The sequence below is a fragment of the Azospirillum melinis genome, assembly GCF_013340935.1.
GTDB lineage: Bacteria > Pseudomonadota > Alphaproteobacteria > Azospirillales > Azospirillaceae > Azospirillum > Azospirillum melinis.
The window spans coordinates 1-24,777 of the sequence record NZ_WHOS01000067.1 but is presented as its reverse complement, the minus strand read 5'-3'; the positions used below and the strand labels follow the sequence as shown (position 1 = coordinate 24,777).

Genomic DNA, 24,777 nt, shown 5'->3' with positions numbered 1-24,777 from the left:
GCTGTCGGCATTGGGGCGATCACGGCCCGGGGGACGAGCGCATGATACCGATCGGCACGACGACAGCCCGTTGGATGACCCTGCGCTACGCCCTGGCGCTGACCTTGATCGCGCTGGGCACGCTGGCCGGCTTCGTCATGACGGAGCGCGTGATCGGCCAGCACGAACGCATGCTGGAGGTCGTCAACGTCTCCGGCCGCCAGCGCATGCTGTCGCAGCGGACGGCCCTGCTGGTGGAGCAACTGAAGAGCGCCACCGATCCGGCGGTGCGCGCCGACCTTGCCCAGCGGCTGGACGACGCCACGGGCCTGTTTGAGGCCACCCACCGGCGCCTGAGCGGCCGAGCCGGGCCGGAGGAAGGCCCGCCGCTGGGTCCGCCGCCGCGTGATTTGTTCTTCAGCGGCCCCGACCCGCTCGACCCGGTGGTGACCGGGCATATCGCCGCCTTGCGCCGCGTCATCGCCGCCGCCGCGGCGGGCCGGCCCCCGGCCCCTGCCGAGGCCGACCGCATTACCGCCCAGGCGCTCGGTCCGCTGCTGGACCGGCTGGAGGAGATGGTCGCGCTCTATCAGGAGGAGGGCGAGGCGGGCTTCCAGACCCTGCACCGGCTGGGATTGGCGGTGTTGCTGATCACTCTTCTGATCCTGGCGGTGGAGGCCCTGGCGATCTTCCGGCCGATGACGCGGCAGGTGCGCCGGCAGTTCACCGAAATCCTGCGCATGGCGGAAACCATCGAGCGGGCCAACGCCACGCTGGAACAGCAGGTCCGCGAACGGACGGCCGAACTGCACACCGCCAAGACCGCGGCGGAGCAGGCGCACCGGGCGAAGTCCCGTTTCCTCGCTCATGCCAGCCACGACCTGCAACAGCCCCTGCAGGCCATCGGCATGTTCACCGGCATGCTGGAACGCCAGCCGCAGAGCGCCAAGGCGGCGGCCCTGCTGACCGACCTGAAGGCGGCTCAACGATCGATGCGCGACCTGTTAAACGCCATCCTCGACATCTCCAAGCTGGAATCGGGGGTGGTGTCGCCGAAGCCGGCCGACCTGCCGCTCTCCCCCCTGTTCGACCAGCTCGAGGCCGAGTTTGCCGGACAGGCGGAGGCGAAGGGGCTGCGGCTGCGGGCCATCCCGACCGATGCGGTCGTGCGCAGCGATCCCGCCCTGCTGGAGCGGATCGTCCGCAACCTGATCGCCAACGCCATCCGCTACACCGAGAGCGGCGGCGTGCTGGTCGGCTGCCGCACCCGTGGCGACACGCTGTGGATCGAGGTCTACGACACCGGCCGCGGCATCGCCGAACCCGACCGCCAGCGCATCTTCGAGGAGTTTGTCCAGCTCGACCGCCCCGACCGCGACCGCAGCGAGGGCATCGGCCTCGGCCTCGCCATCGTTGAACGTCTGGCCCGGCTGCTGGGGCATCCGGTGACGGTGCGGTCGGTGGAAGGTCGTGGAACCGTGTTTGCCGTGGGCGTGCCGTTGGCAGGGTGAAATTGTCGCGCCACGGGGAACGATCTGGTGTAAACGCGCTGGATTGTTCGAATTGGCGTCCGGTGCCAAATTCCCCTCCAGACACGGGCACACACCCCAACGGCAAAGGAGGGTTCCACCATGATCACCATTCGCCATCGCGACGAGCGTGGGGTCGCCAACATGGGTTGGCTGAACAGCAACCACAGCTTCTCGTTCGGCCATTATTTCGATCCCGGCCATATGGGCTTCCGCTCCCTGCGGGTCATCAACGAGGATCGGGTGATCCCCGGCGCCGGCTTCCCCACCCATGGGCATGCCAACATGGAGATCGTCTCCTACGTGCTGAACGGCGCGCTCGAGCACAAGGACTCCATCGGCACCGGGTCGGTGATCCGTCCCGGCGAGGTCCAGGTGATGAGCGCCGGCCGCGGCATCCGCCACAGCGAGTACAATGCGTCGGACACCGAACCGGTGCATTTCCTCCAGATCTGGATCCTGCCGGAGGCCAACAATCTGGCGCCCGGCTACCAGCAGGCGGATTTCCCGGCCGAGCAGAAGCGCGGCACGCTGAAGCTGGTCGGGTCGCGGGACGGTCGCGACGGCAGCACCGTCATCCATCAGGATGTCGATCTGTATGCCGCCCTGCTGGACGGCGAGGAAAGCGCCACGCTGCCGCTGCGCCCCGGCCGCCATGCCTGGGTCCAGGTCGCCCGCGGCTGGGTCCATCTGAACGGCACCCTGCTGAAGGCCGGCGACGGCGCAGCGCTGTCGGATGAGGAGGCGGTGACGCTGGACCAGGCGAATGAGGCCGAAGTGCTGGTCTTCGACCTCGCATAAGGTGTCAGGCTTGACATAAAAGCTTGATTTGAACCGGGAACGGGGCGGACGGCACAGTGCCGCCGTCCCGTTCCCGCCGACACCCTGCCGGCGGGCCGAACCCTGGGGTTGGCAATGACCGAGCAGAAAACCTACAATGCCCTGTTTCTCTGCACCCACAATTCGGCACGCAGCATCATGGCGGAATGCCTGATGCGGCGGTGGGGTGCCGGCCGCTTCCACGCGTGGTCGGCCGGCAGCCATCCGTCGGGCCGGATCAACCCGCACACGCTGGCGACGTTGAAGGCCTTCAACCTGCCGACCGATGGCCTGCGCTCCAAAAGCTGGGACGAGTTCTCCCGGCCGGATGCGCCTGCGCTGGATTTCGTCTTCACGGTCTGCGATCAGGCCGCAGGCGAGATGTGCCCGGTGTGGAACGGCACGCCGCTGACCGCCCATTGGGGGGTCGAGGATCCGTCGGCCGCCAGCGGGACGGAGGACCGCATCCGCATGGCCTTCCGCCGCACCTATGTGGAGCTGGAAAGCCGAATCAAGATCTTCGCCAGCCTGCGGGTGGAGCAGCTGGACCGGCTGACCCTGCAAAGCTCGCTGCATGCCATCGGCACTGTCCATGGTGCCTTCGGCACCGGCCGTGGCTCCGATGCGGACGTGATGGCCGACGCCTGAAGCCACATCACAGCACCTGTTTGGGCAGGGACAGCAGCTCCTTCCTGATGCGGTTCAGGCTGGGACGGTTGTCCGGGCCGAAGGCGATGGGGCGGCACAGGTGCATGGCGGTCAGCCCGACCCGCGCGGTCAGCAGGCCGTTGATCACCCCCTGCCCCATCCGGGTGGAAATGGCGGCGGCGAGCGACCCGCCCAGCGCCTCCACCGCCACATGGTGGGCGCTTTCCGCCACCCCGGCGACGGCGATGTTGGCGAGCATCCGGCGCAGGAGCCGCAGCGAGCCGACATAGCCGGGCCGGGCGCCATAGAGTGCGGCGATCTCCCGAACCAACTTCAGGTTGCGCCAGAGAACCACCGCGAAATCCAGCAGCGCCGCCGGGCTCAGCGCGGTGGCGACGGCGGTGTCGCGCGAGGCGCGCAGCACCCGCTGATAGGCGGCGCGGTCGAGCGGGCTCAGCACCTCGCGGTCGAGCAGCCGGACCACCTCATGCTCGTCATGGGCGTCGGTGACATGGTCGCGCACGCGGGCAAGCGCCGGAGCCAGTTCCCGCCGGTCGGCATAGAGCGCCACCAGCGATCCGGCGAAACGGTCGGCCCGGCCGCCGGGGGCGTCCAGCTCAAGCCGGCCGGCCTCGGCCCGCAGCTCCTCGATGCGGCGCAGGCGGCGGAGCGACAGCAGCTCGGTCACCAGCATCGCCAGGGCCGCGATGCCGGCGGTGGCGGCCAGCAAACCGACCAGCACACCGAGAGCGAGGCTGGTGGCGAAGGCGCGGGCCAGCAGGTCGGCGGTGTCGAAGCCCAGCGCCACCAGAACCAGCGCCGCCAGCGCCCCGAACAGCCAGCGCCCGAGCCTGCGCGTGGTCCGCACCGGCGTGGCCGGGGCCGGCAGCAGGTCGGCGGGATCGCCGGAGCCGGTCAGCAGGGCGGTCTCCTCCTCCGCCGGCACCGGTGCTGCGCGGTCGAGCTCCAGCTCCATCGGCGGGATCCATCCCGGCGACGGCTTGCGGGGGGCGGTCTCGCGCTCCGTCACGTCAGATAGTCCCCGAGAAGGAATTGCAGGGCCTGGTCGACGCGGATGTGCGGCAGGCCGCGCGGGTCGCGGCCGAGGTCGTCGGGCGGGCGGAAGGCCAGGAAGTTGTAGGGACGGTCGCGGCCGGGTGGGAAAGCCTCGGCATCCTCCGGGATCTCGCCGGGGAACAGCACGGTCGGACGGTCGCGCCCGACGGGGACGCCGCGGACGCAGCGCAGCTGCCGGCCCTCATGCTCCGTCACCACGCTCTCGGTGCATTTCAGCGCGGCGATGGCCATCGTCTCGACCTGGGCGCCTTCGAAGCGGATCGCGTTGCGGGCATCGCCGACCAGCCGGTCGAGCAACGCCCGCAGCTGGGCATGCTGGTGGGCGGCGATGTGGTCGGCCTTGGTCGCGGCGAACAGCACGCGGTCGATCTTGCTGCCGAACAGCCAGTCGAGCCAGCCCGACGAACCATGACGGAACGGCTCCAGGCTCAATTCCAGCGCCCGCTTCATGTCGGCCATCCCGGCGGGGCCGGCATTCAGCGCGCCCAGCACGTCGATCAGTACGATCTGGCGGTCGAGCCGGGCGAAATGTTCGGCGAAGAAGCGGCGGACGACGTTGGTCTTGTAGGCCTCGTACCGCTCCTCCATGAGTGCCCACAGGCTGCCGCGGCCCCTCGATCCGTTGGGCTGGCCGCCATGCAGGGGACAGAAGGTCAGCAGCGGCGCGTCCTTCATGTCTCCGGGTTCGACGAAGCGGCCGGGCTGGATCAGGCTGAGCAGCGTGTCGGCACGGCGGCAGGCGTGGAGATAGTCGGTGTAGAGCGCTGCCCCACGCCGCGCGGCCTCCTCCTCCGCCGGGGCGGCCGGGTCGATGGTGGCGAGCCAGCCGCGCCAGGAGGCGGACAACTCGTCGCGCGGCGGACGGGCGGCAAGCTCCAGCGTCTGGGTGCTCCATTCCGCGAAGCTCTGGCGCAGCAGCGGCAGGTCGAGCAGCCATTCGCCGGGATAGTCGACGAGGTCGAGATTGAGCGTCGCCATCGGCTGCACGGTGCGCTTCAGCGCCGAATCCGGACGGTAGCGCAAGGAGACGCGCATCTGGCCGATGCCGCGCGTCGGCTCCGGCCAATGGGGGTCGGGGCCGGTCAGGGCTGCGAGATGGCCTTCGAAATCGAAGCGTGGCACGTCGGGATCGGGCTGCGGCCGCAGCCGCGCCGCCTGGAAGCGGCCGGACGAGACGACATCCATGAAGGGCAGCCGCCCGCTCTTCAGCAGATTGTCGACGATGGCGGTGACGAAGACGGTCTTGCCCGCCCGCCGCAGCCCGGTGACGCCAACGCGCACCGTCGATTCCAGGAGAAGCCGGCTGCCGGCGTCGTAGAGGCTGTTCAGGTCGGGAATGCGCACGGGCGGTCGTTCACGTCTGGCCGATGACCGGCCCTATATGGGGTCGGCCGGCAGGGATGCGAGGGGCCGGGACGCAAGGGAGAGCGGGGTGCGACGTTTGGAACAGCGTGGAACAGTTTCCGGGGGTGTGTTCACTGTTCCATCCGGACGGCATCGGCGGGAACCTCCACGGGTGGGCACCGGTGAGAAAGCTACCATGGATGTGGGGACGCGGGTAACGGCGGGATGAAAAACGGCAGGTCAATGTATGCAGGCGGTCGCCCTCTCCCGGGGCGGGAGAGGGAACTTATCCCCCGATATAGTGCGGCATCAGCTTCGCCTGATCGCCGATCCAGACCTCGCAGCGGCTGTCCTGGTTGCGGAAGAAATAGGTCTTGCCGGGCTGGCGGCGGTTCTGCGGATCCACCAGATTGGCGCCGCCGGAAAAGGCCACCCCATAGCGAAAGTCCGGCGTCGCCGCCCAATAGAGCCCGTCGATCTGTTGCAGGAAGGCGCCGCGCTGGCACAGGTGCGACAGGGTGCGGTCGCGCGTGGCGAGGCCGTTCAAGCCGTTGGGCAGCTTGTAGACCGCGCGGCTCTCGGTGCGGCGCAGGCGCGGTTCATGGCCGGGCGGCGGCGGTTCATAGGCGCGGAAGGTCGGACCCAGATGGCCCGGTTGGGTGCGGTCGGTGCGCAGCACCTCCTCGGCCCCGGCAGCGGCCGGCAGCAGCAGGATGGTCAGCAGCAGGGCGGCGAGGCGGCGGGTCATCGCACCGACGGGTTGTTGGCGACGAAGGCGAAATAGGGCAGCCGCCGCACCGCGTCCGCCACCATCAGATAGGCCACGGCGAAGGCCAGCAGCGAGCTGAGGAAATAGCCGTAGCCGTACCAGGGAAAGCCCATCCGGCTGAACAGCAGGGTGAAGCCGGCGTTGGCGGCCAGATAAACCAGCTGCACCGTCAAATTCCGCCCTCGCAGGTCGAAATAGGCCAGGATCACCGTGCAGAACAGGAACAGCACCTGGAAGAAGGCGCCCAGCACGCCGAAGCGGAACATACCGATCTGCTGGTATTGCAGGCCGAGGGCGCCGATGATGCTTGGGGCCAGGAAGATGCAGACGGCGCAGACCGCCCCTTGCAGGATGATCAGGTTGCGGCTGCTGTCGAGCAGGGCGGCGATGATGGCGCGGTGGTTGCGGGCGATCTGGTCGTAGGTCGCGTGCTTCTGGATATCGCGGTAGAAGCCCTGGTAATGCTCGAAGAAGCGGGTCTCGATGTTCACCGTGAACAGGGTCAGCGCCGGCAGCGTCGTCAGATAGGCGATGAACATGGCGCCGTCATAGGCGCTGTAGATCGCCATGGCGCCGGAAACCAGCTCGCGTTCCGGCGCGAACCACATGATCCACTTGTCGGTCCAGACGGCGGCGTTGGCGAACAGCCCGATCAGCGCCAGATCGGCGTATTTGCGGAAATAGCCGAGGAAATCGAACATCCGGCCGACCGGATAGGGATATTCGGCCAGCACCCGCGCGATCAGCCCGAACTGGATCGCCGCCAGCCCGCATGAGAATCCCCAGACCATCCCGGCTGCGCCGAAATAGCCGCCCAGCAGGACCGCACCGGCCAGCCCCACCGCCATGCCCACCCCGAAGGCGACAGTGACCGCCAGATAGTCCTTCAGCGCCGACAGGAAGATCGACACCACCCAAATGCCGCAGACCAGGAAGAAGTTCACCAGCCCGCCCAGCATCAGCGGCAGCGGCAGGCCGCTGAACAGCGGATAGAAGGGTCCGGCGGTCAGCCCGGCGATGGCGTAGGCCAGCCCCAGCGTCGCCAGCAGCATGCCGGGGGCGGCCTCGACCTCCTTGGCATAGATGGCATCGGCGAGATAGCGGGTGGCGACCAGCACCAGCGGCCCGGTGAAGACGACCGAGAAGCAGAAATTGTAGATCACCACGACGCGGAACAGCGTCAGCTCCTCCATCCCCACCAGATCGCGGCCGAACAGCGTGATGCCGGCAAGCGCCAGGATGGTGAACATCCAGGGGCCCGACGTGATGAAGGCGGAATGGGCATAGCCCTGCAACACGCCGAGCAGGTCGTCGCGCCGGGCCAGCCGGCGGAGGGCGAAGCCGATGCCGGCCATCTCAGGCGGCTCCCTTCAGGCCGATGCCGTCATGCTCCGGGGAAAGCCGGGTCGGCATGGCGATGTGCTCGTCATAGATGGCGCGGTAGACGCGGTCGATGGCGACCTTGTCGTAGGACTGGGCGACGCGCCGGGCGATGGCCTGGGCGCAGCGGTCGCGCCACGCGCGGTCGAGCAGCAGGGCGCGCAGCTCCCGCGCGGTGTCGAGCGGGCTGGCCAGAGGCGTCACCGCCCCGCCCGGCCCCAGCGGCGGCACCTCGTCCGGGCGGCCCATCAGCAACTCGGAGCAGGACCCGACATCGGTCGCCACCGTCGGCACGCCCGACGCCCCGGCCTCCAGGATCACCAGCGGCTGCGCCTCGCTGACGCTGGTCAGCGCGATGGCGTCGATCTTGCCCAGCCAGTCGGTCAGTTTGACCCGGCCGGCGAAGATCACCGTCTGCTCCAGCCCCAGATGCTTCACGATGCTGCGGCATTCCTCGACATAGCCGGGATCCTCCTCCAGCGGCCCCAGGATCATCGCCTTCAGGTCGGGGATGTCGTCGCGCAGGATGGCGGCCGCCCGCACATAGGTCTTCACGTCCTTGATCGGCACGACGCGGCCGATCAGGGCGATGGTCGGCGGGCGCGGAGCGGGATCGCGCCGCACCTGGGAATAGCCGGCATAGTCGATGCCGTTGGGAACGATCAGCAGCTTGGCCGGGTCGGCACCCTGGCGGCGCTGGAACTCCTGGTTTCCGCCGTACAGGGTGATGATGCGGTCGCAGGCGTCGTAGCAGGCCTTGGAGTAGCTGGCGAAGGTGTCCAGCCACAGGTCGCGCAGGTCGCGCTTCTTCTTGTCGAGCGCCAGCGAGGTGTCGGCCCCCTCGAACAGCCATTCGGCCATCAGGATCTCGATGCGCCGCTCGTTGGTGTAGATGCCGTGTTCCGTCAGCAGCGCCGGCCGGCCGGTTTCCAGCCGGGCCCGCGCGGCGAACAGCCCGGCATAGCCGGTGGAAACGGCATGATAGACCCCAGCCTGCGGCATCGGCACCAGCAGCGTGGCGAACAGCCCGCTCATCAACGCCCGGCTGCCCCAGAAATATTCGAGGAAGGAGGCGTCCGGCAGGGCGGCCCTGCACATGCGCACCACCATCTGGAAGGCGTCCTCGGAATTCAGCAGTGCCCGCTTGCCGATCCGGCCGCGCCGGGGGGCCAGCAGCCGCAGAACCTCCGCCACCTCGGCCAGCCCGCCCCCCTGTTGCAGGCGGGCCAGCGGCTTCTCCAGCTCCTTCAGCAGCCGGCCGGTGCCGGGCAGCCAGCGCCAGCCGGCGGGCGGGTCCTGGAGATAGACATGGGTCAGGCCGGTGACGTTGGGCGGCAGCTCGTAGGCGAGCTTGCGGGCGCCGCGGTCGGCGACCAGGGCCACGATGTGGAAGGTCAGGTCGGAATGGGAGCGGATCAGGTCATGGGTCCAGGTCGACACGCCGCCGGCGACATAGGGATAGGACCCCTCCATCAGCAGGCAGACATCCGCCCTGGGAGCGTGTGGCGCTTCAGGAAGGGAATTTTGGCGCCTCATGCGGCCAACTCCCGTCCGGCGCTGTCCCTGGCAGCCGTCGCCTCGTCGCGCCAGAGGGCGAAGACGTCGCGCAGCGTGTCGGGAAGCTCCGCCCCGTCGCCCAGCAGGTCGGGTCGCCGGGCGGGCAGCGCCCGCAGATCGGCAAAGCGGCCGAGCCGGAACAGGCTCTCGGCATACCAGAACAGGATGCGGCGGTCGGGCGTGCGGTCGATCATCGGCTCCAGCCTTTCCGCCGCCTCCGCCGCCAGTCCGCAGCGCAGGAGCAGCCGGCCCAGGTCGTGGCGGATGCCGTCGTCATCGGGAGCGAGGTCCAGGCTGCGCCGGTACCCGTCCAGCGCCTTGTCGCGGATCTCCGCCTCACGGTTGGAGTCCAGCAGGCCGCAGAAGGCGTAGTCGTCGAGATGGCGGGCGAGCCCTGCGAGGCTGGCCGCATCGTCGGGGGTCCTGCGCGCGGCGTGGTCAAGCGCCAGCCAGCGCTCGTTGAACTCATGCTCCACCCGCGCGGTGGCGGTGGCGGCCTGGACGCGGACGGACGGGTCGGCATCGGCCAGCCCGGCCTTCAGCGCGGGGGTGAAGGCGGGACGGAAATGGCGGGCGACCAGGGCGATCACCGCCTGCTTCTGCTGCGGCGAGCCGACCGACATCACGTCGGTGAAGGACTCGCCGGCCACCAGATGGGCGTTCTCGCGGCCGGTCACGATCAGCTCGTACAGCTCCTGCGCCGGGCCGGTCTCGCTGTCGGGGAAGAGGGAAAGGTACCAGTCCTGGAAGCCGGTGGCATAGCGGCTGAACAGCGCCAGCAGCGCCGCGGTCATCAGCGTGCAGGCGGCACCCAGCGGCCCCAGCGGAACCATGGTGACCAGCAGCAGACCGGCCAGCCGCAAATCGCGCCCACGCCGCGCCCGGTTGCGCACCCACAGGCCGACCAGGACGCAGAGGAACAGATGCAGCGCCGCGGCGAGCGGAACGGCGAAGGGGATTTCGGCGAGGCCGGGCGCCATTGCCGCGGCATCGAGCAGGCCGGCGGCCAACGCCACCGCGGCCAGTTCGGTAGCACCGGTGGCCGGACGCTCGCCCGCCAGCAGGATGGCCGGATCGGAAAGGTCGGAAGCCGATTGGTTGGAGTCGGGCTCGCTCATCCTGCACCCTCCCCGACCTTTTGCCCGGCCGCACTTTGCCCGGCCGCGGGGACCGGCGGGTCGATGCGGCGGGTGACGAAGCCGATGGGGATATCGGCGAGGCCGGCGGGCAGCGCCTGACGCACCGCGCGTTCCAGCTTCGCCTCCACCTGCCTGGCGCCCTCCAGCGGCGTGCCGGCCAGGACCACGCCGAAGGACGTGCCCTGATGGCCGAAATCGCAGGCGAGGTCGGTGTCGCGCAGGCTGCCGCGCACCGCCTCGCCGATGGCGGCGGCAAGATCGGCGCGCTGGGCCACCGACAGGCGCGACAGGCCGGTCGGGCGGATGGTGATGGCGGTAGTCTCGAAGCCCATGCGGCGGCCGAGAAGGGCGAGGAACTCCGCCTGCCGGCCGATGTAACTGGAGGAATAAAGCGCCTCGTCGGTGAAGACACGCTGTTCGTTGGCGGTGCGGTACCGGCGCGCCTTCGCCATCGCGGTGCCGATCCATTCGCACAGGATGCGGAAATTCTCGATCGTGTTGACGCTGAGGTCGGTGAAGCCCAGGCTTTCGATCTTCACCATGCCCAGCACCTCGCCGGTGTCGGCGCTGATCAGCGGGCCGGCCATCACGCCTTCACCGGCGAGCACGCGCTCGTCGTCGGCCCGGTTGACGCAAAGCTGGCGCTGGCGGGCGATCACGGTCTGGAACAGCGGCGTGCCGCTGTCGAACCAGCGGGCATAGCTGTCGGTCTCGTCGTCCCAGCCCTCGTTCGTCACCGATTCCAGAACGTCGTTGTTCAGCAGGAACAGCGAGAATTTCTCCGGCTTCATGACGGTGCGGACGAGGTCGGCGATGCCCAGCATCACCTCGCCCTCGTCGAGATGGTCGATGGACTTGGCGGCCTGATAGAGGGTGAAGACGGTGCGCAGCTGGCCGGCGACGCGGGTCTCCAGGCTTTCCTTCACCGATTTCAGCGCGCGGTAGGAGCGGGCGATGGCCTCCGCCTCCTGCCGGGCGGTGGCAAGGCCGGCGCGGAGATCCTCGCGTTCGCGCAGCTGGCGCATCCGCAGCTCGCCGAACAGCACGGCGGCGACCAGCCAGAGGATCGGCTCGCGCGTCAGGGTGAAGAGATGGTCGTAGAGATCCTGGCCGATCCCCGCATCGGGCATGTTGCCGAGCCGCAGCGCCGCCGACGCCACCAGCGCCGCCAGCACGCCCTCGTTGGTGCCGTACTGGATCGCCAGCAGCAGGACCGGGATCCAGAAGGGATGCGGCTGCACCCCCTCGAAGCGCAGCCCGGCGCCGAGCCAGCCGTCCAGCCCCAGCGCCACGCCGAAGAACAGCAGCAGTTCCAGCAGGGCGACCGGCCGCAGACCGAGCCAGCGGCGGGGCGAAGCGCTGTCGGCGGGGGATGGGCTCGGCAGGCTGCTCATGCGTGTCGGGGCCTCAGCGGGTGGCGGCGACGACAGGCCGCAGGCTGTCGATCATGCGGGTCGCCACGCGCTGGGCGACGTTGTTGACGCTGTCGCGGCTGAAATAGCCGCGGCCGGCCTCCGACTGGCTGGAGGTCCAGAGGACGGCGCCGTCCGACACCCGCACCAGACGGGCGTTCAGGCCGACCACCGGCTCCTCGCGCAGGCCATGCTGGTAGCCGTATTCCGACACGCTGCCGGCCAGCACCGCATCGACGCCCAGGGTCCGGCCGGCGGCCTGGGCGTCCAGCGGAGCGGCGTCGGGCTGTCCGTCGGCGGAGGCGGTGGCACCGGCAGAAGCGGCGTCGGCGGCCGGCTTGCCGGCGGACAGGCGGCTGCGGACGCGGCCGACCTCCAGCGTGCGGAGGCCCTCGACGCCGTAGAGTTCGGTGGAGACGATGTCGGCGGCGATCTGGCCGGCATTGGGGTGGTTGGTCAGATTCTCGAAGGGCAGGACGGCGACGGTCGAGCCGGCCGGCAGCGCCCCGCCCGGCTGGGCGAAGTCGCGGCTGTTGATCCGGCCGAAGCTGCACCCCGCCAGCACCACCACGGCCGCCAGCAGCGCCGCGCAGGCCCGCATATCCTTGCCCATCTTTCCGGTCCCCGTCAGCCGCATCGCCGCCCCCATTGTCCGTCCACCTTTTTTAACCATAAAGAGTTGACACACCGTCAATAGCGCCAGACCAGGGTGAGGCCGGCGCTGTTCACCGCGCTGGCCGTGCCGCGCGCTGTGGAGCGGGCATGGCTGGCGCGGAACCCCAGTTCCAGATTGTCCGCCGGCTCCCATCCCAGCGAGATGGCCCCCTGGGGTCCGCTGCGGCCCCGCCGGTCGTAGGCGTAGCCGAGCTGGGCGGCGTAGCGGACATAGTCGGTCAGATAATCCTCGACGTTCAGCTGCAGCGCATGGACCTCGCGCGTCGCCGCCGGCAGCGGGATGTAGGGCTGGCCATTCGCGTCCTGCCGCTCCTCGCGGTGCGCCACATATTCGGCGTCCAGCACATAGGCGACGCTGGCAAGCGGGCCGACGGCGTTCAGCGTGTAGCGCAGCGATCCCTCCAGCGTGGCGCTGCGCGCCAGACCGGCCTCGCCGGACAGCCCGTAGCGGTTGTAGCCGGCGCCGAGCGACAGCGCCCAGCGGTCGGACAGCCGGTTCTCGTGCTGGACGAACAGGCGGTCGCGCCGGCCGCCATCGACGATGCCCTCCAGGAAGGCGAAGCTCGGCTCGCTCCAGGCGAAACCGGCGCGGGTTTCGGACTCGTCGCCGCGCCACAGATGGCTGTAGCCGGCACCGAGCGTCTGCGGGGCGGCGTAGAGCGCCAGGGCGGAGCGTTCCAGTTCCGGCCAGTCATGGACCAGCGCCGCCTCCAGCCGGGAGCGGGCGCCATGGAACGGCTCCAGCCGGCCGTCCTCACGGCGGGTGGAATCGACATCGACCTCGCGCCGCTCCAGCGCCCAGGTCAGGCTGGTCGAGCGGCCAAGCTCCTGAACGCCGCTGAAGCGGGCGATGCGCTGCATGTCGGCGCCCCTCACCTTCTGCCAGTCGAGGTCAAGGCGGCTGCGGTCGGCGGTCTCGTGCAGGAGCAGCGCCTTGCCCCGGACCAGCGACGGCTCGTCGGGCGTCAGTTCCAGCGCCGTGTCGTAGGCCATGATCGCGTCGCGCCAGCGGCCAAGCCGCTCCTCCGCCTGGGCCAGCAGGGCGGTTGACTGGGCGTCCTTCGGGTCCTGCGCCAGCAGGTCGCGCAGTAGGGTCCGCGCCGGACGGACGTCGCCGCCCTCCATCAGCGCCAGCGCGCGGAAATAGTCGAGGCGCCGCTGGGCTGCACGGTCGGCGGCCCGGTTGGCAGCCTGCGCCTCGCGGCTGGGAGCCGCGGCGGAGCGGGTCAGGGCGACGCTGAGGCCGGCAGGGTCGGTGGCGACCGCCGCCTCGACACCGGGGCCGAGCACCAGCACGACGCTGTCGTAGCCGTAGAGGATGTTGTCGACCCAGGACTCCAGCCGCTCCGGCACACGGTCGAGCGGGACATCTCCAAGCGGACGGCTGAAGCGCAGGACCAGTTCGCGGCCGTCGCGCTGGGTTTCCGTGGTTACGGTGCCGGACCAGTGCAGGGCGAAGCGGGCGGTGCCGGCCTCGCGCACCGCCTCGACCCTCACCGGTTGGGCCTGTGCGGGGGTGGCGAGGAGGAGGAGGAAAGCGAGGACGAGGCCAATAGCTCCCTCTCCCGCCCCGGGAGAGGGAAGGGGCCCATGCGAAGCATGGGAAGGGTGAGGGGGAATGCAAGGAACCATGCGGTTCAGGATGCTTGAAATGCCCCTCACCCTCCCCGTGCCTTCGGCACGGGTCCCCTCCCTCTCCCGGGGCGGGAGAGGGCATTTCTCGGGAACGGCCCGAAGCCGATCACGGAAGGGCCAGGACACGGCGGGCCTCCGGCAGTCGTCCGTTTTCGATCAGCATCGATGCGTAGTCGGCCTTCAACTGGCGGTCGGCCGGACGGCGCTTGCGCAGGCCCTCGAACAGCGCCACGGCGTCGTCCACCTTGCCCAGCCGGTTCAGCAGGTTCGCCTCCGTCTGGATCGCCGCGTCGCCGCGCGCGGTGCGGGCGCGGAGCTGCGACAGGGCGGTGCGGTAGAAGGGGGTCGCGGCGGTCGGGCGCTTCAGCGCGGTCAGCGCCTCGCCCAGGAAGTAATGCGCCTCGTAATCGTTGGGGCCGGTGGCGACGTAGCGGCGCAGCAGGCGTTCGGCGTCGGCGAGGCGGTTCTCGTCATAGGCCAGCATGCCCAGCTGGCGCAGCGCGTCGGCATCGTCCGGCTTGCGCGCCAGCAGCGCGGTCCAGGCCTGGGAGGCGGCGGCGCGCTGGCCGGTCTGCTCGGCGAGGCGGGCATAGCGGCGCAGCCGGTCCGGGGAGGCCTCTTCGGCCAGGGCGGTACGCACGGCGTCCGCCAGCTCCTTGCCCTTGCCGGCCGCCGCCAGCGCCTCGATGTACGGGGTCTTCAAGGCCGGCTGGGCCGGGGCGGCGCCCTGGGTGGCAAGCCCCGCGATGACCCGGCGTCCGCCGCCATAGTCGGCGAGGCGGTCATACCACGCGGCCTGCTCGGCCGGGGTGCCGGCGGCCTTGGCCCGCGCCTCGATCCAGTCCAGCCCGGACGCCGGCGGGCGCGGTCCCCAGAGATAGGCCAGTTGCCTGAAATCCTCGCTCTGCGGCCCTTGCCCCGCCGCCAGCCGTTGCAGCGCCTGCTCGGCCCCCACCTTGTCGCCGAGCGCCAGCAGCGCCGAAACCGGCTCCCGCCGCCGGTCGGCCGGCAGACGGTCGTCGGTGGCGCGGGCCAGCAGATAGCGGCGCAGATCGGCCTTGCGGCCCAGCTTGGTCAGCGTGTCGCGGTAGAGCGAATCCTCCGCCTCGGCCAGCGGCGCGGCGGCGGCGCGGCCTTGCAGCAGGGCGGCGAGATCGGGCAGCGCATTCGCCTTGGCCGCGGCGTCGGCATAGACGCTCAGCCAGTCCTCGCCGGATCGCGTCCCCCCTTGGCGCTCCGCCCAGGCCCGCAGCAGCGGCAGCGCCGCGCGATAGGCCTTGTGGTCGAGCAGCATGGTGACGATGGCCTTCTGGTCGGCGTCTGAAAGATTTCCCCGCGCCAGCTTGGCGCTCAGGTGGCGGGCCAGCTCCTCCGACCGGCCAGCGCCGTCCAGTGCGGCAATGTAGGCGGCCTCCACCTCGGCACCGCCGCTGTCGAGCAGCGGGGCCAGCAGCGGCAGCGCGTCGGCCGGCTTGCCGGTGGCGGTCAGCGCGCCGGCCAGCGCCAGACGGCTGCGCGCCGAGGGGTCGAGCGCGAAGGCGCGCTGGGCGGCGGCCAGCGCCAGGGCGGCGGCAGGACGGGCGGCGCGCGGGTCGGAAGCGGCGCGTTCGGCGGCGCTGCCGGCGATGTCCTGCAACAGGGCAAGCGGCAGCTTGGGCTGGCCGGCCAGCCAATCGGCGACGGCGGCCGGGTCGCCGGCCTTGGCGGCCAGACGCGCCCAGCCCTGGGCGGCGGCCGGCGATGGCGTGGCCTGCCGCCTTGCGGTGAACCAGGCAAGACCGGCCGGGGCGCGGTCGAAGTCGATGAACAGGGCGGCCATCTCCTCCAGCACTTCCTCCGGCACGGTGCCCGACAGCGGCAGCCGGTCGAAGGCGGCGACCGCGGCGGCACGGCGGCCGGTGCGGTCGAGGATGCGGATGGCGCCCAGCCGGTCGCCGGTCGCCAAACCATCGCCGGCAAGCGCGCGCTCCGCCCACCCCGCGGCGGCGGCAGGGTCGCCGCGGCCGAGCGCGATGTTGGCCGCCAGGATCGGGTAATCGTCGAGGAAGTCTTCCCCCAGCTCGCGGTAGAGGCGGTCGGGGAAGGCCCGGTCGCCGTCGCGAAGGGCGGTTTCCGCCAGCCCGGCCAGGACCCAGTCGGGCACCAGCTGCAGGTCGCGCCCCCTGGTCGCCTCCAGCGCCGCGCGCGGCATGCCGGCATTCACCTCCAGCGCCAGCAGCCGGCCGAACTGCGCGTCCTCCACCGGGCCGGAAAGCGCCGACAGGCGGCTCCGCGCCTGCTCCCGCCGGTCGGTGGCGATCAGCAGGTCGATGTAGGTCAGCTCCAGCGCCAGCACGGGAGCGCGGCCCTCCCCCTGCGGCCCCGTCACCTGAGGCCCTATAACCTGTGGTTCGATCAGCCGCAGCCCGAGATCGGGGCGCGCAGCCGCGGCAAGCTGGCTCGCCAGACCGATCATGTCGGCGACGGTCGGCCGCTCGCCCAGCCAGCGCCGGGCGCGCTCATAGGCCTCGTCCTCGCGGTCGAGGTCGATCAGCAGGCTCATCAGCAGTTCGCGGCTGTCGGGCTGAATGTTGCCGGTGGCGCGGTCGTCGGCGCGGAGCAGCCAGTCCACCGCACCGGCAGGATCGCCGCGCGCGGCCAGCAGCGCCGCCAGCTCCTGCTGGGCCTCGACATCCTCCGGCCGCAGGGTGCAGTAGCGCGCCAGCGCCTCGGCCTTCATCGCCATCCGGTTGCGGAAGCCGGCGGCATAGGCCAGCTCGCGGAACAGGTCGGCGCTGTTGCGCATCTCCGCCAGCGCCTTCAGGTTCTCCAGCCGGTCGCCCGGCCGCTGCGCATCCTGGTAGAGGCGGTCGAGCAGTTCGCGGGCCTCGACCGAGGACGGCTCGGCGGCAAGGAACCCCTCGGTCAGCTCGATGGCGCGCTCGACGTCGCCCTGGGCCAGCGTCAGGCGGGTCAGCGGCATCACCGTGGCGCCGCTGCGGTCGCCGGCGGTATAGCGCTGCTCGTAGGCGTCGCGGGCGCTGTCGTAATCGCGGTCGCGGAATTTCTGCAGGGCAAGCTCGGCGCTGTGCGGAATCAGCAGCAGGCTGGCGCCGATGCCGGCCAGCAGGATCAGCAGGACGACGAGGAGGTTCGCGCGCATGGCCGCCCTACCCCGCCGCGCCGTCGGCCGGACGGAAGCGCAGCAGCAGCGGCGCGATGGCGGACACCGGCACGGTCAGCGCCAGCCGGCCGTCGGCATCCGCGCTGGCGCTGCCCGACCACAGCCGGGTGCCGTTGCGTTCCGCCGTGACGGTCCAGCGGCCGGGCCGCGGCACCTGCCAGACCATGCCGCCCGCACCGTAACCGGTGGCGGCGACGTGGAAGCCGTGATCGTCCGGCGCGAAGGCCGAGAAGGCCCAGCGCCCCTGCACCAGATAGGGCGTGGCGGCCGGCGGGTCGCGGTCGGCGCGCTCGGTCGCGGTCAACGCCACCACCGGCTCCGCCACCGCCGGGTCGAGCGCCACATAGAGGCTGCCCTGGCTGTGGCGCTGGCCAAGCACGCCGCTGGAGCGGGCGAAATCGACCGCGTCGGCGCTGGCATGGTCGAAGCGCAGCGTGTTCAGCGCCCCGCGGTCGCGCACACGCCAGCGCCGCCCGCCTCCCTGGCCGTCCAGCGGCTCGAAGCGGGTGGTGTAATAGCCCTCGGCGATGCGGGCGTAGCTGGAGGCGGCGACCGGCGCCAGCTCCTGCCCCTGTGCGGCGGTCAGCACCGAGACGAGCGCGTTGAGGCTGGCCGGCTTCTGGCCGGTGTACATGTGGTAATAGACGTTGAAGGGCTTCAGCCGCAACGGGCTGCCGGCATGCCGCATGGTGTTGACCAGATTGCGGTAGCCGTAGAAGCGGTTGGTCCACAGATCGGTGTAGGTGTTCTCGTTGCTGCCGGCGGCGTAGATCTGGCGTTCCGCCCCCACCGGCAGGCCGATGGGCGGCAGGCCGGTGATGGACGGGAAATCGGCGTCGAACCGCGCGTCGCCGCCGTTGATGTTGACCCCGCCGGCCTTGCGCACCGCCGCCAGCGCCGCCTCGAAGGGAGAGGTGTCGCCCGACCATTGCACCAGCACCGCCCGCTTGCCGGCGGGAGCCAGCCGGGTGAAATAGTCGAGAGCGCCGCCGATCTCCTGGTCCAGGTCGAAGGGCTGCTGCAAATAGGCGCGCGGCACGGCATAGCGGCCGATGTCCGATACCTCGCCCGCCTCCTCCGCCGCATGGTCGTCACTTTTCCCGGGCTTGCGGCTGCCCTCGCGCTCGAGGAAGGGCGCCTCGGCCTGCCGGCTGTAGTCCTTGAAGAAGGCCCATTGGAAGGGGTGGGTCCAGGTGTGGCTGGACGGCTCGACCTGCGGCAGGGCGAACAGCGCCTTGGCTGCCGCCAGCGAGTCCGGCGTGCCCTTCCAGGTCGGGTCGAGGTCGCCGACGATGGGAGCGACGCTGACCGGCAGGTCGGGGAAGGCTTCGATGGCGGCGGTGCGCACCATGTCGGCGGACAGCACGCGGCGGGCGGCATAGGGCGCCACCTCGGTTACGTTGCGCCAGCCGTCGCCGTCGATGTGGCTGAAATAGAGCCGCCGCCCGGACAATGTGGTGACGTCGGGCTTCGGCAGATCGTCGGTGACGAAGCTGTCGCGGAAGAAGGCGAAGGGATCGACGATCCATTGACGCCGGTTGTATTCGGCGTCGAAATAGCGGCCGTACCCCTCGGTCACCAGTCCGCCGGAGGGGCCGGTGACCACCAGATGGCTGTCGCTGGCCGGATCGTCGCCGCGCCGCATCACCAGATGGGAGGCGAAGCGCTCGTCGGTCTTGCGGAACAGGGGATAGCCGGGCAGCACCCCCGACAGCGGCCGTTCGAAGCCGATCATCGCGTCGGCCAGTGCCGGCTTGGACTTGTAGGTCAGGTCGGAATAGCCGTCGTCGTCGCGCAGACCGAAGCGGGCGAAGAAACGGTTGGTAAGCGCCAGCGGCACCGGCTTGCCGCCGCGCTCCAGCCGCACCCCCGGCTGCCCCAGCACGGCGAAGCGGATGCCGCGATCCATCGCACGGGCCGCCCAGCCGACATAGGCGCCGACATCGGGAAAGGGCTCGCCCGCGAACCAGGTGACGACGCCGCGCAGGTCGGGATAGCGCGACAGGTCGGGCAGACCGTCGGCGACGTTCCAGTAGACCACCGACAATCCCAGATGGTTCAGCGGCAGTTCCGCCATCGTGTGGATGCGGCTGAGGCGGATCGTGCTTTCCTCGCGCAGGTCGACCAGCGCCAGGATGGTGCGCGGCACGGTCTGCTGAGCCGGGGCGGCAACGGTCGTTGAGCCGGCGGCAAGCACGGGAAACGCCGCGTCGGGAAGGAACACGGCGAGCGCCAAGGCTGCCGCCCGGATGCCAGCTTGGAACCGGCCCCTCACCGCGGCGGCTCCGGGATCAGGCGGTCGAGTTCGACCGTCGCGACATAAGGGGAAAAGTCGTTGGCCCGTTGCAGGTCGTAGATCGCCCGCATCCCCGCCGCGTCGGACGGGGTCCAGTAGTCCAGCGTGTGGAGGCCAAGCTGCGGGTTCAGCGCGCCGGCCGCCTTCAGCGCGTCGACCTGGAACCGGTAATCCTCCGCACTCTGGCGATGCGGACGCTTGGCGGCGAAATCCCAGCCGGCATAGACGCTCTCGCCCAGCGCATGGCTCAGCAACGGCGCGGTCTGCGGCAGGATTTCATAGGCGCGGTTCTGCATCAGGCCGATGTCCGGCCAGTTGCGGCGGATGGCCCGCACCAGCGCCGCCGCCGCGTCGGTCATGCCGCTCCAGCGCTTCGGGTCGGTGCGTTCCAGATGCGGCGGGTTGTCGAGCGTGTCGAGGAAGACGCCATGGAAGCCCTCGCGCAGGATGGCGGGGACCAGTTCCTCGACCACCAGCCTGACCCAGCGACGGTCACGCACATCGACATAGAAACTGCCGGGCCAGTTGGGGTTTTCCTGATCCAGGATGCCCCACCCCTTCACCCGGCCGAACCAGGGGCGGTGAGTCTCGACCTCGCCTACGCTCAAATAGCCGAGCAGGGTCTTGCCCCGGTCGGCCAGCGGTTGCAAAGGCGGGTGGGTCCTGCTGTCCAGCACCAGCAGCCGGTAGGGCTGGAAAGCGGCAAGCGGCGCGGCATCGGCGTAATAGACCGCCCAGGGGGCAGCGGGAGCCGGAGCAGCGGGAGCCTGACCGGAGTTTGCAGCCCGCAGAGTCCTGCTGGGCAGCGCCAGCAGCGCCGCACCCGACAAAAGCCCGCCGGCGACCGCGCGCCGCCCGATCAAACCACCGATCACGCCACCCTGCCCCGATCAGTCAGCCGAGTTTTTCGCCCGAACCCGTCAACCAAGCCACGCCAGCGTCTGGCGCAGCCCGTCTTCCAGCGGCGTGTCGCAGCTCATGCCGAAGGCGGCGACCAGACGCGTGGGATCGCCGATGGATGTCCGGATGTCGCCCGGCCGCGCCGGACCGTAGCGCCGGTCGAGCGGCCGGCCCGACAGGTCGGCCAGCACCTCCGCCAGCCGGTTGACCGAGGTCGGACGGCCGGTGCAGACATTGTAGACCGGTGCGCCCGGCTGCGGATGTCCCATCGCAGCAGTCAGGTATCGCACCAGATCCTTTACAAAGATGAAATCCCGCACCTGCTCGCCGTCCCCATTGACGGTGATCGGCTCGCCCCGGGCGATGCGGCCGGCGAAGATGGAGATGACGCCCGAATAGGGCGATTTCGGATCCTGGCGCGGGCCATAGACGTTGAAGAAGCGGAAGCCGGCGGTCGGCACGCCATGCACCCCGTCCGCCACCCGCGCATGCAGCTCGCAGCCCAGCTTGTCGGCGCCATAGGCCGACAGCGGACGGGTCGCCGCATCCTCGGTCAGCGGCATGTTGGGATTGTCGCCGTAGACCGCGGCAGAGGAGGCGTAGATCACCGGAACCGGGCCGGCCGGATTGGCGCGGCGGGCGGCGTCGAACACGGCGATGGTGCCGGACAGGTTGGCGTGGTGGGTCTCCAGCCATGCCTCGCGCGACCGGTCGACCGAAGCGACGGCGGCCAGATGGAAACAGCCGTCCACCCCCTCGCCATCCTCGCCGGCCATCGCCGCCCGAACCGCATCGGCATCGGCCACGTCGCCGACGGTCACAGGCACGCCGTCCGACAGGTTTTCACGCTTGCCGGTGGACAGATCGTCCAGCACCCGGACCTTGTGCCCGGCCGCCAGCAGCCGCTCGATCAGGTGCGAGCCGATGAAGCCGCAACCGCCGGTAACCAGATAACGCGCCATCGCTGCGGCCCCTCCGCTTTTGCGTGTGTTTGACGTGATACGCGGAGTTTGGGACACCGGATTTGAAAAATCTTGAACCGGGTTCAAATCGGCTGCAAAAAAGATCAGGCCGGCAGGAAGCCGGCGACGGAAGCCTGGAATTCCTTGGGCTTGATCGGCTTCGACACATGGCCGTCGAAGCCCGCTTCGGTCAGCCGGCGCTTGTCCGCAGGCGTGGCGAGGTTGGTGACGGCCAGCACCGGGGTGGCGGCCAGGGCCGAGTCGGCGCGGATCTGGCGGATAAGCTCAAGCCCGGACAGGCCCGGCATGACGATATCCATCACCACCAGATCGGGCGCCATGTCGCGCATCAGATCCATCACCGAGGTGGCGTCCGACGCCTCGACGACGGTGAAGCCGCCCTCCTCGAGGCAGCGGACGAAGAGCTTGCGCATCAGCACATTGTCTTCGACAACAAGGATCGTCCGCGTTTTCTCGACCGTGTCCAACATTCCGCCATCCAAGCCTTGTGGCCGAACCCCATGGCGTGAGCGGCATCGCCGGCATCCGGAAGGACGCAGCGCGCGCCCCTGCGCTGCACACGAATGCCATCATCCACGCATGGTTCGCTCTCTATCCCTTTTTGGGTTGCAGGTCAAGCCATGTGCGACTGCGTTCTACCCCAATTGGCGAGTTGTCTCATGGAACTAACGGAGACCTCTTCTCCTTACACGCGCAGCCATAGCATCCACAACGCGCCCAAAACCGGATCGAGCCTGGATCGACAAACCGACTCCATGAGATCCTTTTGTCTGATCTTTGTCCCAATTGCGGGAATCGGCACAGACCCTTTTCAATGGAGCCGCATGATTGAAATGATGCGCGAAACAATTATGCGGCTCGCCGTATCGAAAAGCTCGGCTCACTGCCGGCGGATCAGCCTTTCTTGCCGTTGCCATGCGGCAGGTAGCTCTGGACGAGATCCTTGGCAGTATCCTTCAGCATGTCCCAGACCTCCGGATCGCCCTTGGCCAGCGTCGCCATCATCGCCGCGGCGTTCTTCAGGGTGATGTGCGGCGGCAGGGGCGGGACGTTGGGATCGGTATAGGCCTCGACCAGAACCGGACCGCGGGCCGCCATCGCCTCGTCCCAGACGGCTGCGAGGTCTTCGGGCTTGTCGACGAACAGCCCCTTGAAGCCGAGCAGTTCGGCATAGCGGGCATAGGGGAAATCGGGAAGCTCCTGCGAGGCCTCGAACTTCGGATCGCCATTCTGGGCGCGCATTTCCCAGGTCACCTGGTTGAGGTCGCGGTTGTTCAGCACCAGAACGACGAAGCGCGGGTCGCTCCACTGCTTGCAATATTTCGACAGGGTGATCAGCGCGTTCATGCCGTTCATCTGCATGGCGCCGTCACCGACAATGGCCAGCACCGGACGGTCGGGATGGGCGAACTTGGCCGCCAGGGCGTAGGGCATGCCCGGTCCCATGGTGGCGAGGCCGCCGCACAGCGTCGCCTTCATCCCGCGGCGGATCTTGATGTCGCGGGCATACCAGTTGGTGCCCGACCCGGTGTCGCAGGCGATCACCACGTCATCGGGCAGCCTCGGCGACAGCTCCCAGAAGACGCGCTGCGGGTTCAACGGCGTCGCGTCGTTCATCGCGCGGGCTTCCAGCACTTTCCACCAATCGGCGACGCCCGCCTCGATCCGCTCGCGCCAGGAGCGGTCCTGCTTGCGCTGGAGCAGCGGGATCAGCTCGCGCAGGGTGCCGGCGCTGTCACCGACCAGATTGACCTCCATCGGATAGCGGATGCTCAGCATCTTCGGATCAATGTCGATCTGCACGCCGCGCGCCTGGCCCTCCTTGGGCAGGAACTCCGAATAGGGGAAGCGCGAGCCGATCATCAGCAGCGTGTCGCAGTTCACCATCATCTCATAGCTCGGCCGGGTGCCGAGCAGGCCGATGGAGCCGGTGACGAAGGGCAAATCGTCGGGCAGCGCCGCCTTGCCGAGCAGCGCCTTGGCGACGCCGGCCCCCAGGATGTCGGCGATCTCGATCACCTCGTCGGTGGCGTTCAGCGCGCCGGCACCGACCAGAATCGCCACCTTGGAACCGGCATTCAGCGCATCGGCGGCGCGGCGCAGGTCGGCCTCGGCCGGACGCACCACGGGGGCCGACCAGCCGACACCGGAATGGATGGTGCCGTGGACATGTGCCGGCACCTCGACCGCGTCCATCTCCTGCAGGTCGTTGGGCATGATGATGCAGGTCACCGTGCGCTCGGCCTTGGCGATCCGCACCGCACGGTCGACGATGTGCCGCACCTGGGCCGGAGTCGAGGCCATCTGCACATACTCGCCGGCCACATCCTTGAAGAGGGAGACGAGGTCGACCTCCTGCTGGTACTGGCCGCCCAGCGCGGTCAGCGCCTGCTGGCCGACGATGGCGAGCACCGGCTGATGGTCGAGCTTCGCGTCATACAGCCCGTTCAGCAGATGGATGGCGCCGGGACCGGAGGTGGCGAGGCAGACGCCCATCTCGCCGGTGTATTTGGCGTGCGCCGTCGCCATGAAGGCGGCCAGCTCCTCGTGGCGGGGCTGGATGAACTCGAATTGGTCGCCGGCGCGGGCGAGCGCGCCGACCAGCCCGTTGATGCCGTCGCCGGGATAACCGAAGACCCGCTTCACACCCCACTCGGAGAGCCGCTGCCAGAAGAAGTCACTGACGTTCGGAGCCATTGTCGCCTCTCTTGTCTCTGCTCGGATGTCGCCGCCTTTCCTGTTTCAACTGTGCGCCGCCCCATCGGTTCGCCGGAGGCCGCGGTTTTTTTGCCCGCCCCCCTGTCGGACCGATCCGGCCAGCGGGGCGTTATCCTTTGCAGCAACAGGGAGACAGCGATGGCCGAGGCCAACATCGATGACCGCTCAAGCTTCGAACGGGCTTACGAGCGGCACGCCTTCGAACAGGATGCGGCGGCGAACGCGCGCAGCGACACGACGACCGTCCATGGCGTGACCATCCTGTCCGCTGCCGATGCCGATGGGCGGGTCGAGCTGTCGCGCAGCACCCGGCATGTCGGGGAAGGAAACCCGGAGGGAGACACCGTCTTCGTCGCGGCGTTCCGCGTTCACGACAGCGCCGCCCAGCCTGCCGCCCCCTATTCCGGCTCGGTCGAACCGACCGGGGAGGCGACGGGCGAGGCCGCCGACGACTACCGGAGCTTCATCGATCAGCTGGTGGAAGCCGCGAAAGGGGCGCGGTTCAAGCCGGACATCGGCCGCGGTGAAGAGAGGCTGACCGGCTTCCACGGCGGCTGACGAACAACGAAACGCCCCGGCTCGTTAAAGCCGGGGCGTTTCTGATCTGAGTGAACATGCAAGCATGCGTGCTTTGGCTTTGAGCGTCTCTTGTGCCTGAGCGACCTGGCGGCGACCTACTCTCCCACGTCTTAAGACGCAGTACCATTGGCGCGGAGGCTTTTCACGGCCGAGTTCGGGATGGGATCGGGTGTTT

The 24,777-nt window shown here is 69.6% G+C and carries 19 protein-coding genes and 1 rRNA gene; 4 read left to right on the top strand and 16 right to left on the bottom strand.

What is annotated here, in order from left to right; translation table 11 throughout:
• Positions 1-41 precede the first annotated feature (41 nt).
• The 3 genes from GBZ48_RS30590 to GBZ48_RS30580 all read left to right on the top strand — a co-directional run bounded on the left by GBZ48_RS30590 (position 42) and on the right by GBZ48_RS30580 (position 2,975).
• A complete protein-coding gene (locus GBZ48_RS30590) occupies positions 42-1,490 on the top strand; it encodes an ATP-binding protein (RefSeq protein WP_174474465.1) in 1,449 nt (482 codons plus the stop codon).
• A gap of 120 nt (positions 1,491-1,610) precedes the next feature.
• Positions 1,611-2,309, top strand: coding sequence for a pirin family protein (locus GBZ48_RS30585; RefSeq protein ID WP_174474464.1), 699 nt, complete (start codon positions 1,611-1,613; stop codon positions 2,307-2,309).
• Positions 2,310-2,423: 114 nt separating this feature from the next.
• Positions 2,424-2,975 carry an arsenate reductase ArsC gene (locus GBZ48_RS30580; protein ID WP_174474463.1) on the top strand — a complete coding sequence of 184 codons (552 nt, stop codon included), beginning with the start codon at positions 2,424-2,426 and terminating at the stop codon, positions 2,973-2,975.
• Positions 2,976-2,982: 7 nt separating this feature from the next.
• Here GBZ48_RS30580 and GBZ48_RS30575 read toward each other — a convergent pair whose 3' ends face one another.
• The 15 genes from GBZ48_RS30575 to GBZ48_RS30505 all read right to left on the bottom strand — a co-directional run bounded on the left by GBZ48_RS30575 (position 2,983) and on the right by GBZ48_RS30505 (position 24,002).
• Positions 2,983-4,005 (bottom strand): TIGR01620 family protein, encoded by a 1,023-nt coding sequence (locus tag GBZ48_RS30575; protein WP_174474462.1) that lies wholly within the window; start codon positions 4,003-4,005, stop codon positions 2,983-2,985.
• Positions 4,002-5,396 carry a YcjX family protein gene (locus tag GBZ48_RS30570; RefSeq protein WP_174474461.1) on the bottom strand — a complete coding sequence of 465 codons (1,395 nt, stop codon included), beginning with the start codon at positions 5,394-5,396 and terminating at the stop codon, positions 4,002-4,004. The genes GBZ48_RS30575 and GBZ48_RS30570 overlap by 4 nt, the downstream gene beginning before the upstream one ends.
• Before the next feature lie 286 nt (positions 5,397-5,682).
• Complete coding sequence (locus GBZ48_RS30565; RefSeq protein WP_174474460.1) at positions 5,683-6,144, bottom strand: hypothetical protein; 462 nt, start codon at positions 6,142-6,144, stop codon at positions 5,683-5,685.
• Entirely contained in the window at positions 6,141-7,520 is a 1,380-nt protein-coding gene (gene pelG / locus GBZ48_RS30560) for an exopolysaccharide Pel transporter PelG (protein ID WP_174474459.1), read from the bottom strand. Before pelG ends, GBZ48_RS30565 begins: the two co-directional genes overlap by 4 nt.
• Before the next feature lies 1 nt (position 7,521).
• Entirely contained in the window at positions 7,522-9,081 is a 1,560-nt protein-coding gene (pelF, locus tag GBZ48_RS30555) for a GT4 family glycosyltransferase PelF (protein WP_174474458.1), read from the bottom strand.
• Positions 9,078-10,220: a hypothetical protein gene (locus GBZ48_RS30550; RefSeq protein ID WP_174474457.1), complete on the bottom strand. Its 1,143-nt coding sequence runs from the start codon at positions 10,218-10,220 to the stop codon at positions 9,078-9,080. Before GBZ48_RS30550 ends, pelF begins: the two co-directional genes overlap by 4 nt.
• Positions 10,217-11,635, bottom strand: coding sequence for a GAF domain-containing protein (locus GBZ48_RS30545; RefSeq protein ID WP_174474456.1), 1,419 nt, complete (start codon positions 11,633-11,635; stop codon positions 10,217-10,219). The genes GBZ48_RS30550 and GBZ48_RS30545 overlap by 4 nt, the downstream gene beginning before the upstream one ends.
• Before the next feature lie 13 nt (positions 11,636-11,648).
• A complete protein-coding gene (locus GBZ48_RS30540) occupies positions 11,649-12,266 on the bottom strand; it encodes a hypothetical protein (protein ID WP_246307569.1) in 618 nt (205 codons plus the stop codon).
• A gap of 77 nt (positions 12,267-12,343) precedes the next feature.
• Complete coding sequence (locus tag GBZ48_RS30535; RefSeq protein WP_211105940.1) at positions 12,344-13,825, bottom strand: tetratricopeptide repeat protein; 1,482 nt, start codon at positions 13,823-13,825, stop codon at positions 12,344-12,346.
• Positions 13,826-14,069: 244 nt separating this feature from the next.
• Positions 14,070-17,105 (bottom strand): tetratricopeptide repeat protein, encoded by a 3,036-nt coding sequence (locus tag GBZ48_RS30530; RefSeq protein ID WP_174474454.1) that lies wholly within the window; start codon positions 17,103-17,105, stop codon positions 14,070-14,072.
• Positions 17,106-17,112: 7 nt separating this feature from the next.
• Entirely contained in the window at positions 17,113-19,362 is a 2,250-nt protein-coding gene (locus GBZ48_RS30525) for a polysaccharide deacetylase family protein (RefSeq protein ID WP_211105939.1), read from the bottom strand.
• Positions 19,363-19,397: 35 nt separating this feature from the next.
• Complete coding sequence (locus GBZ48_RS30520; protein ID WP_174474453.1) at positions 19,398-20,297, bottom strand: endo alpha-1,4 polygalactosaminidase; 900 nt, start codon at positions 20,295-20,297, stop codon at positions 19,398-19,400.
• A 45-nt stretch (positions 20,298-20,342) separates the two neighbouring features.
• Entirely contained in the window at positions 20,343-21,284 is a 942-nt protein-coding gene (locus GBZ48_RS30515) for an SDR family oxidoreductase (RefSeq protein ID WP_174474452.1), read from the bottom strand.
• A 104-nt stretch (positions 21,285-21,388) separates the two neighbouring features.
• Complete coding sequence (locus GBZ48_RS30510) at positions 21,389-21,775, bottom strand: response regulator (protein WP_109049726.1); 387 nt, start codon at positions 21,773-21,775, stop codon at positions 21,389-21,391.
• Between the two features lie 424 nt (positions 21,776-22,199).
• Positions 22,200-24,002 (bottom strand): thiamine pyrophosphate-requiring protein, encoded by a 1,803-nt coding sequence (locus tag GBZ48_RS30505; protein ID WP_174474451.1) that lies wholly within the window; start codon positions 24,000-24,002, stop codon positions 22,200-22,202.
• Positions 24,003-24,161: 159 nt separating this feature from the next.
• On the opposite strand from GBZ48_RS30505, the gene GBZ48_RS30500 reads away from it, so the two are divergent.
• Entirely contained in the window at positions 24,162-24,581 is a 420-nt protein-coding gene (locus tag GBZ48_RS30500; RefSeq protein WP_174474450.1) for a hypothetical protein, read from the top strand.
• 103 nt (positions 24,582-24,684) lie between these two features.
• On the opposite strand, the gene rrf is transcribed toward GBZ48_RS30500, so the two are convergent.
• Positions 24,685-24,777: ribosomal RNA gene (gene rrf, locus GBZ48_RS30495) — 5S ribosomal RNA — on the bottom strand; the annotation flags it as partial.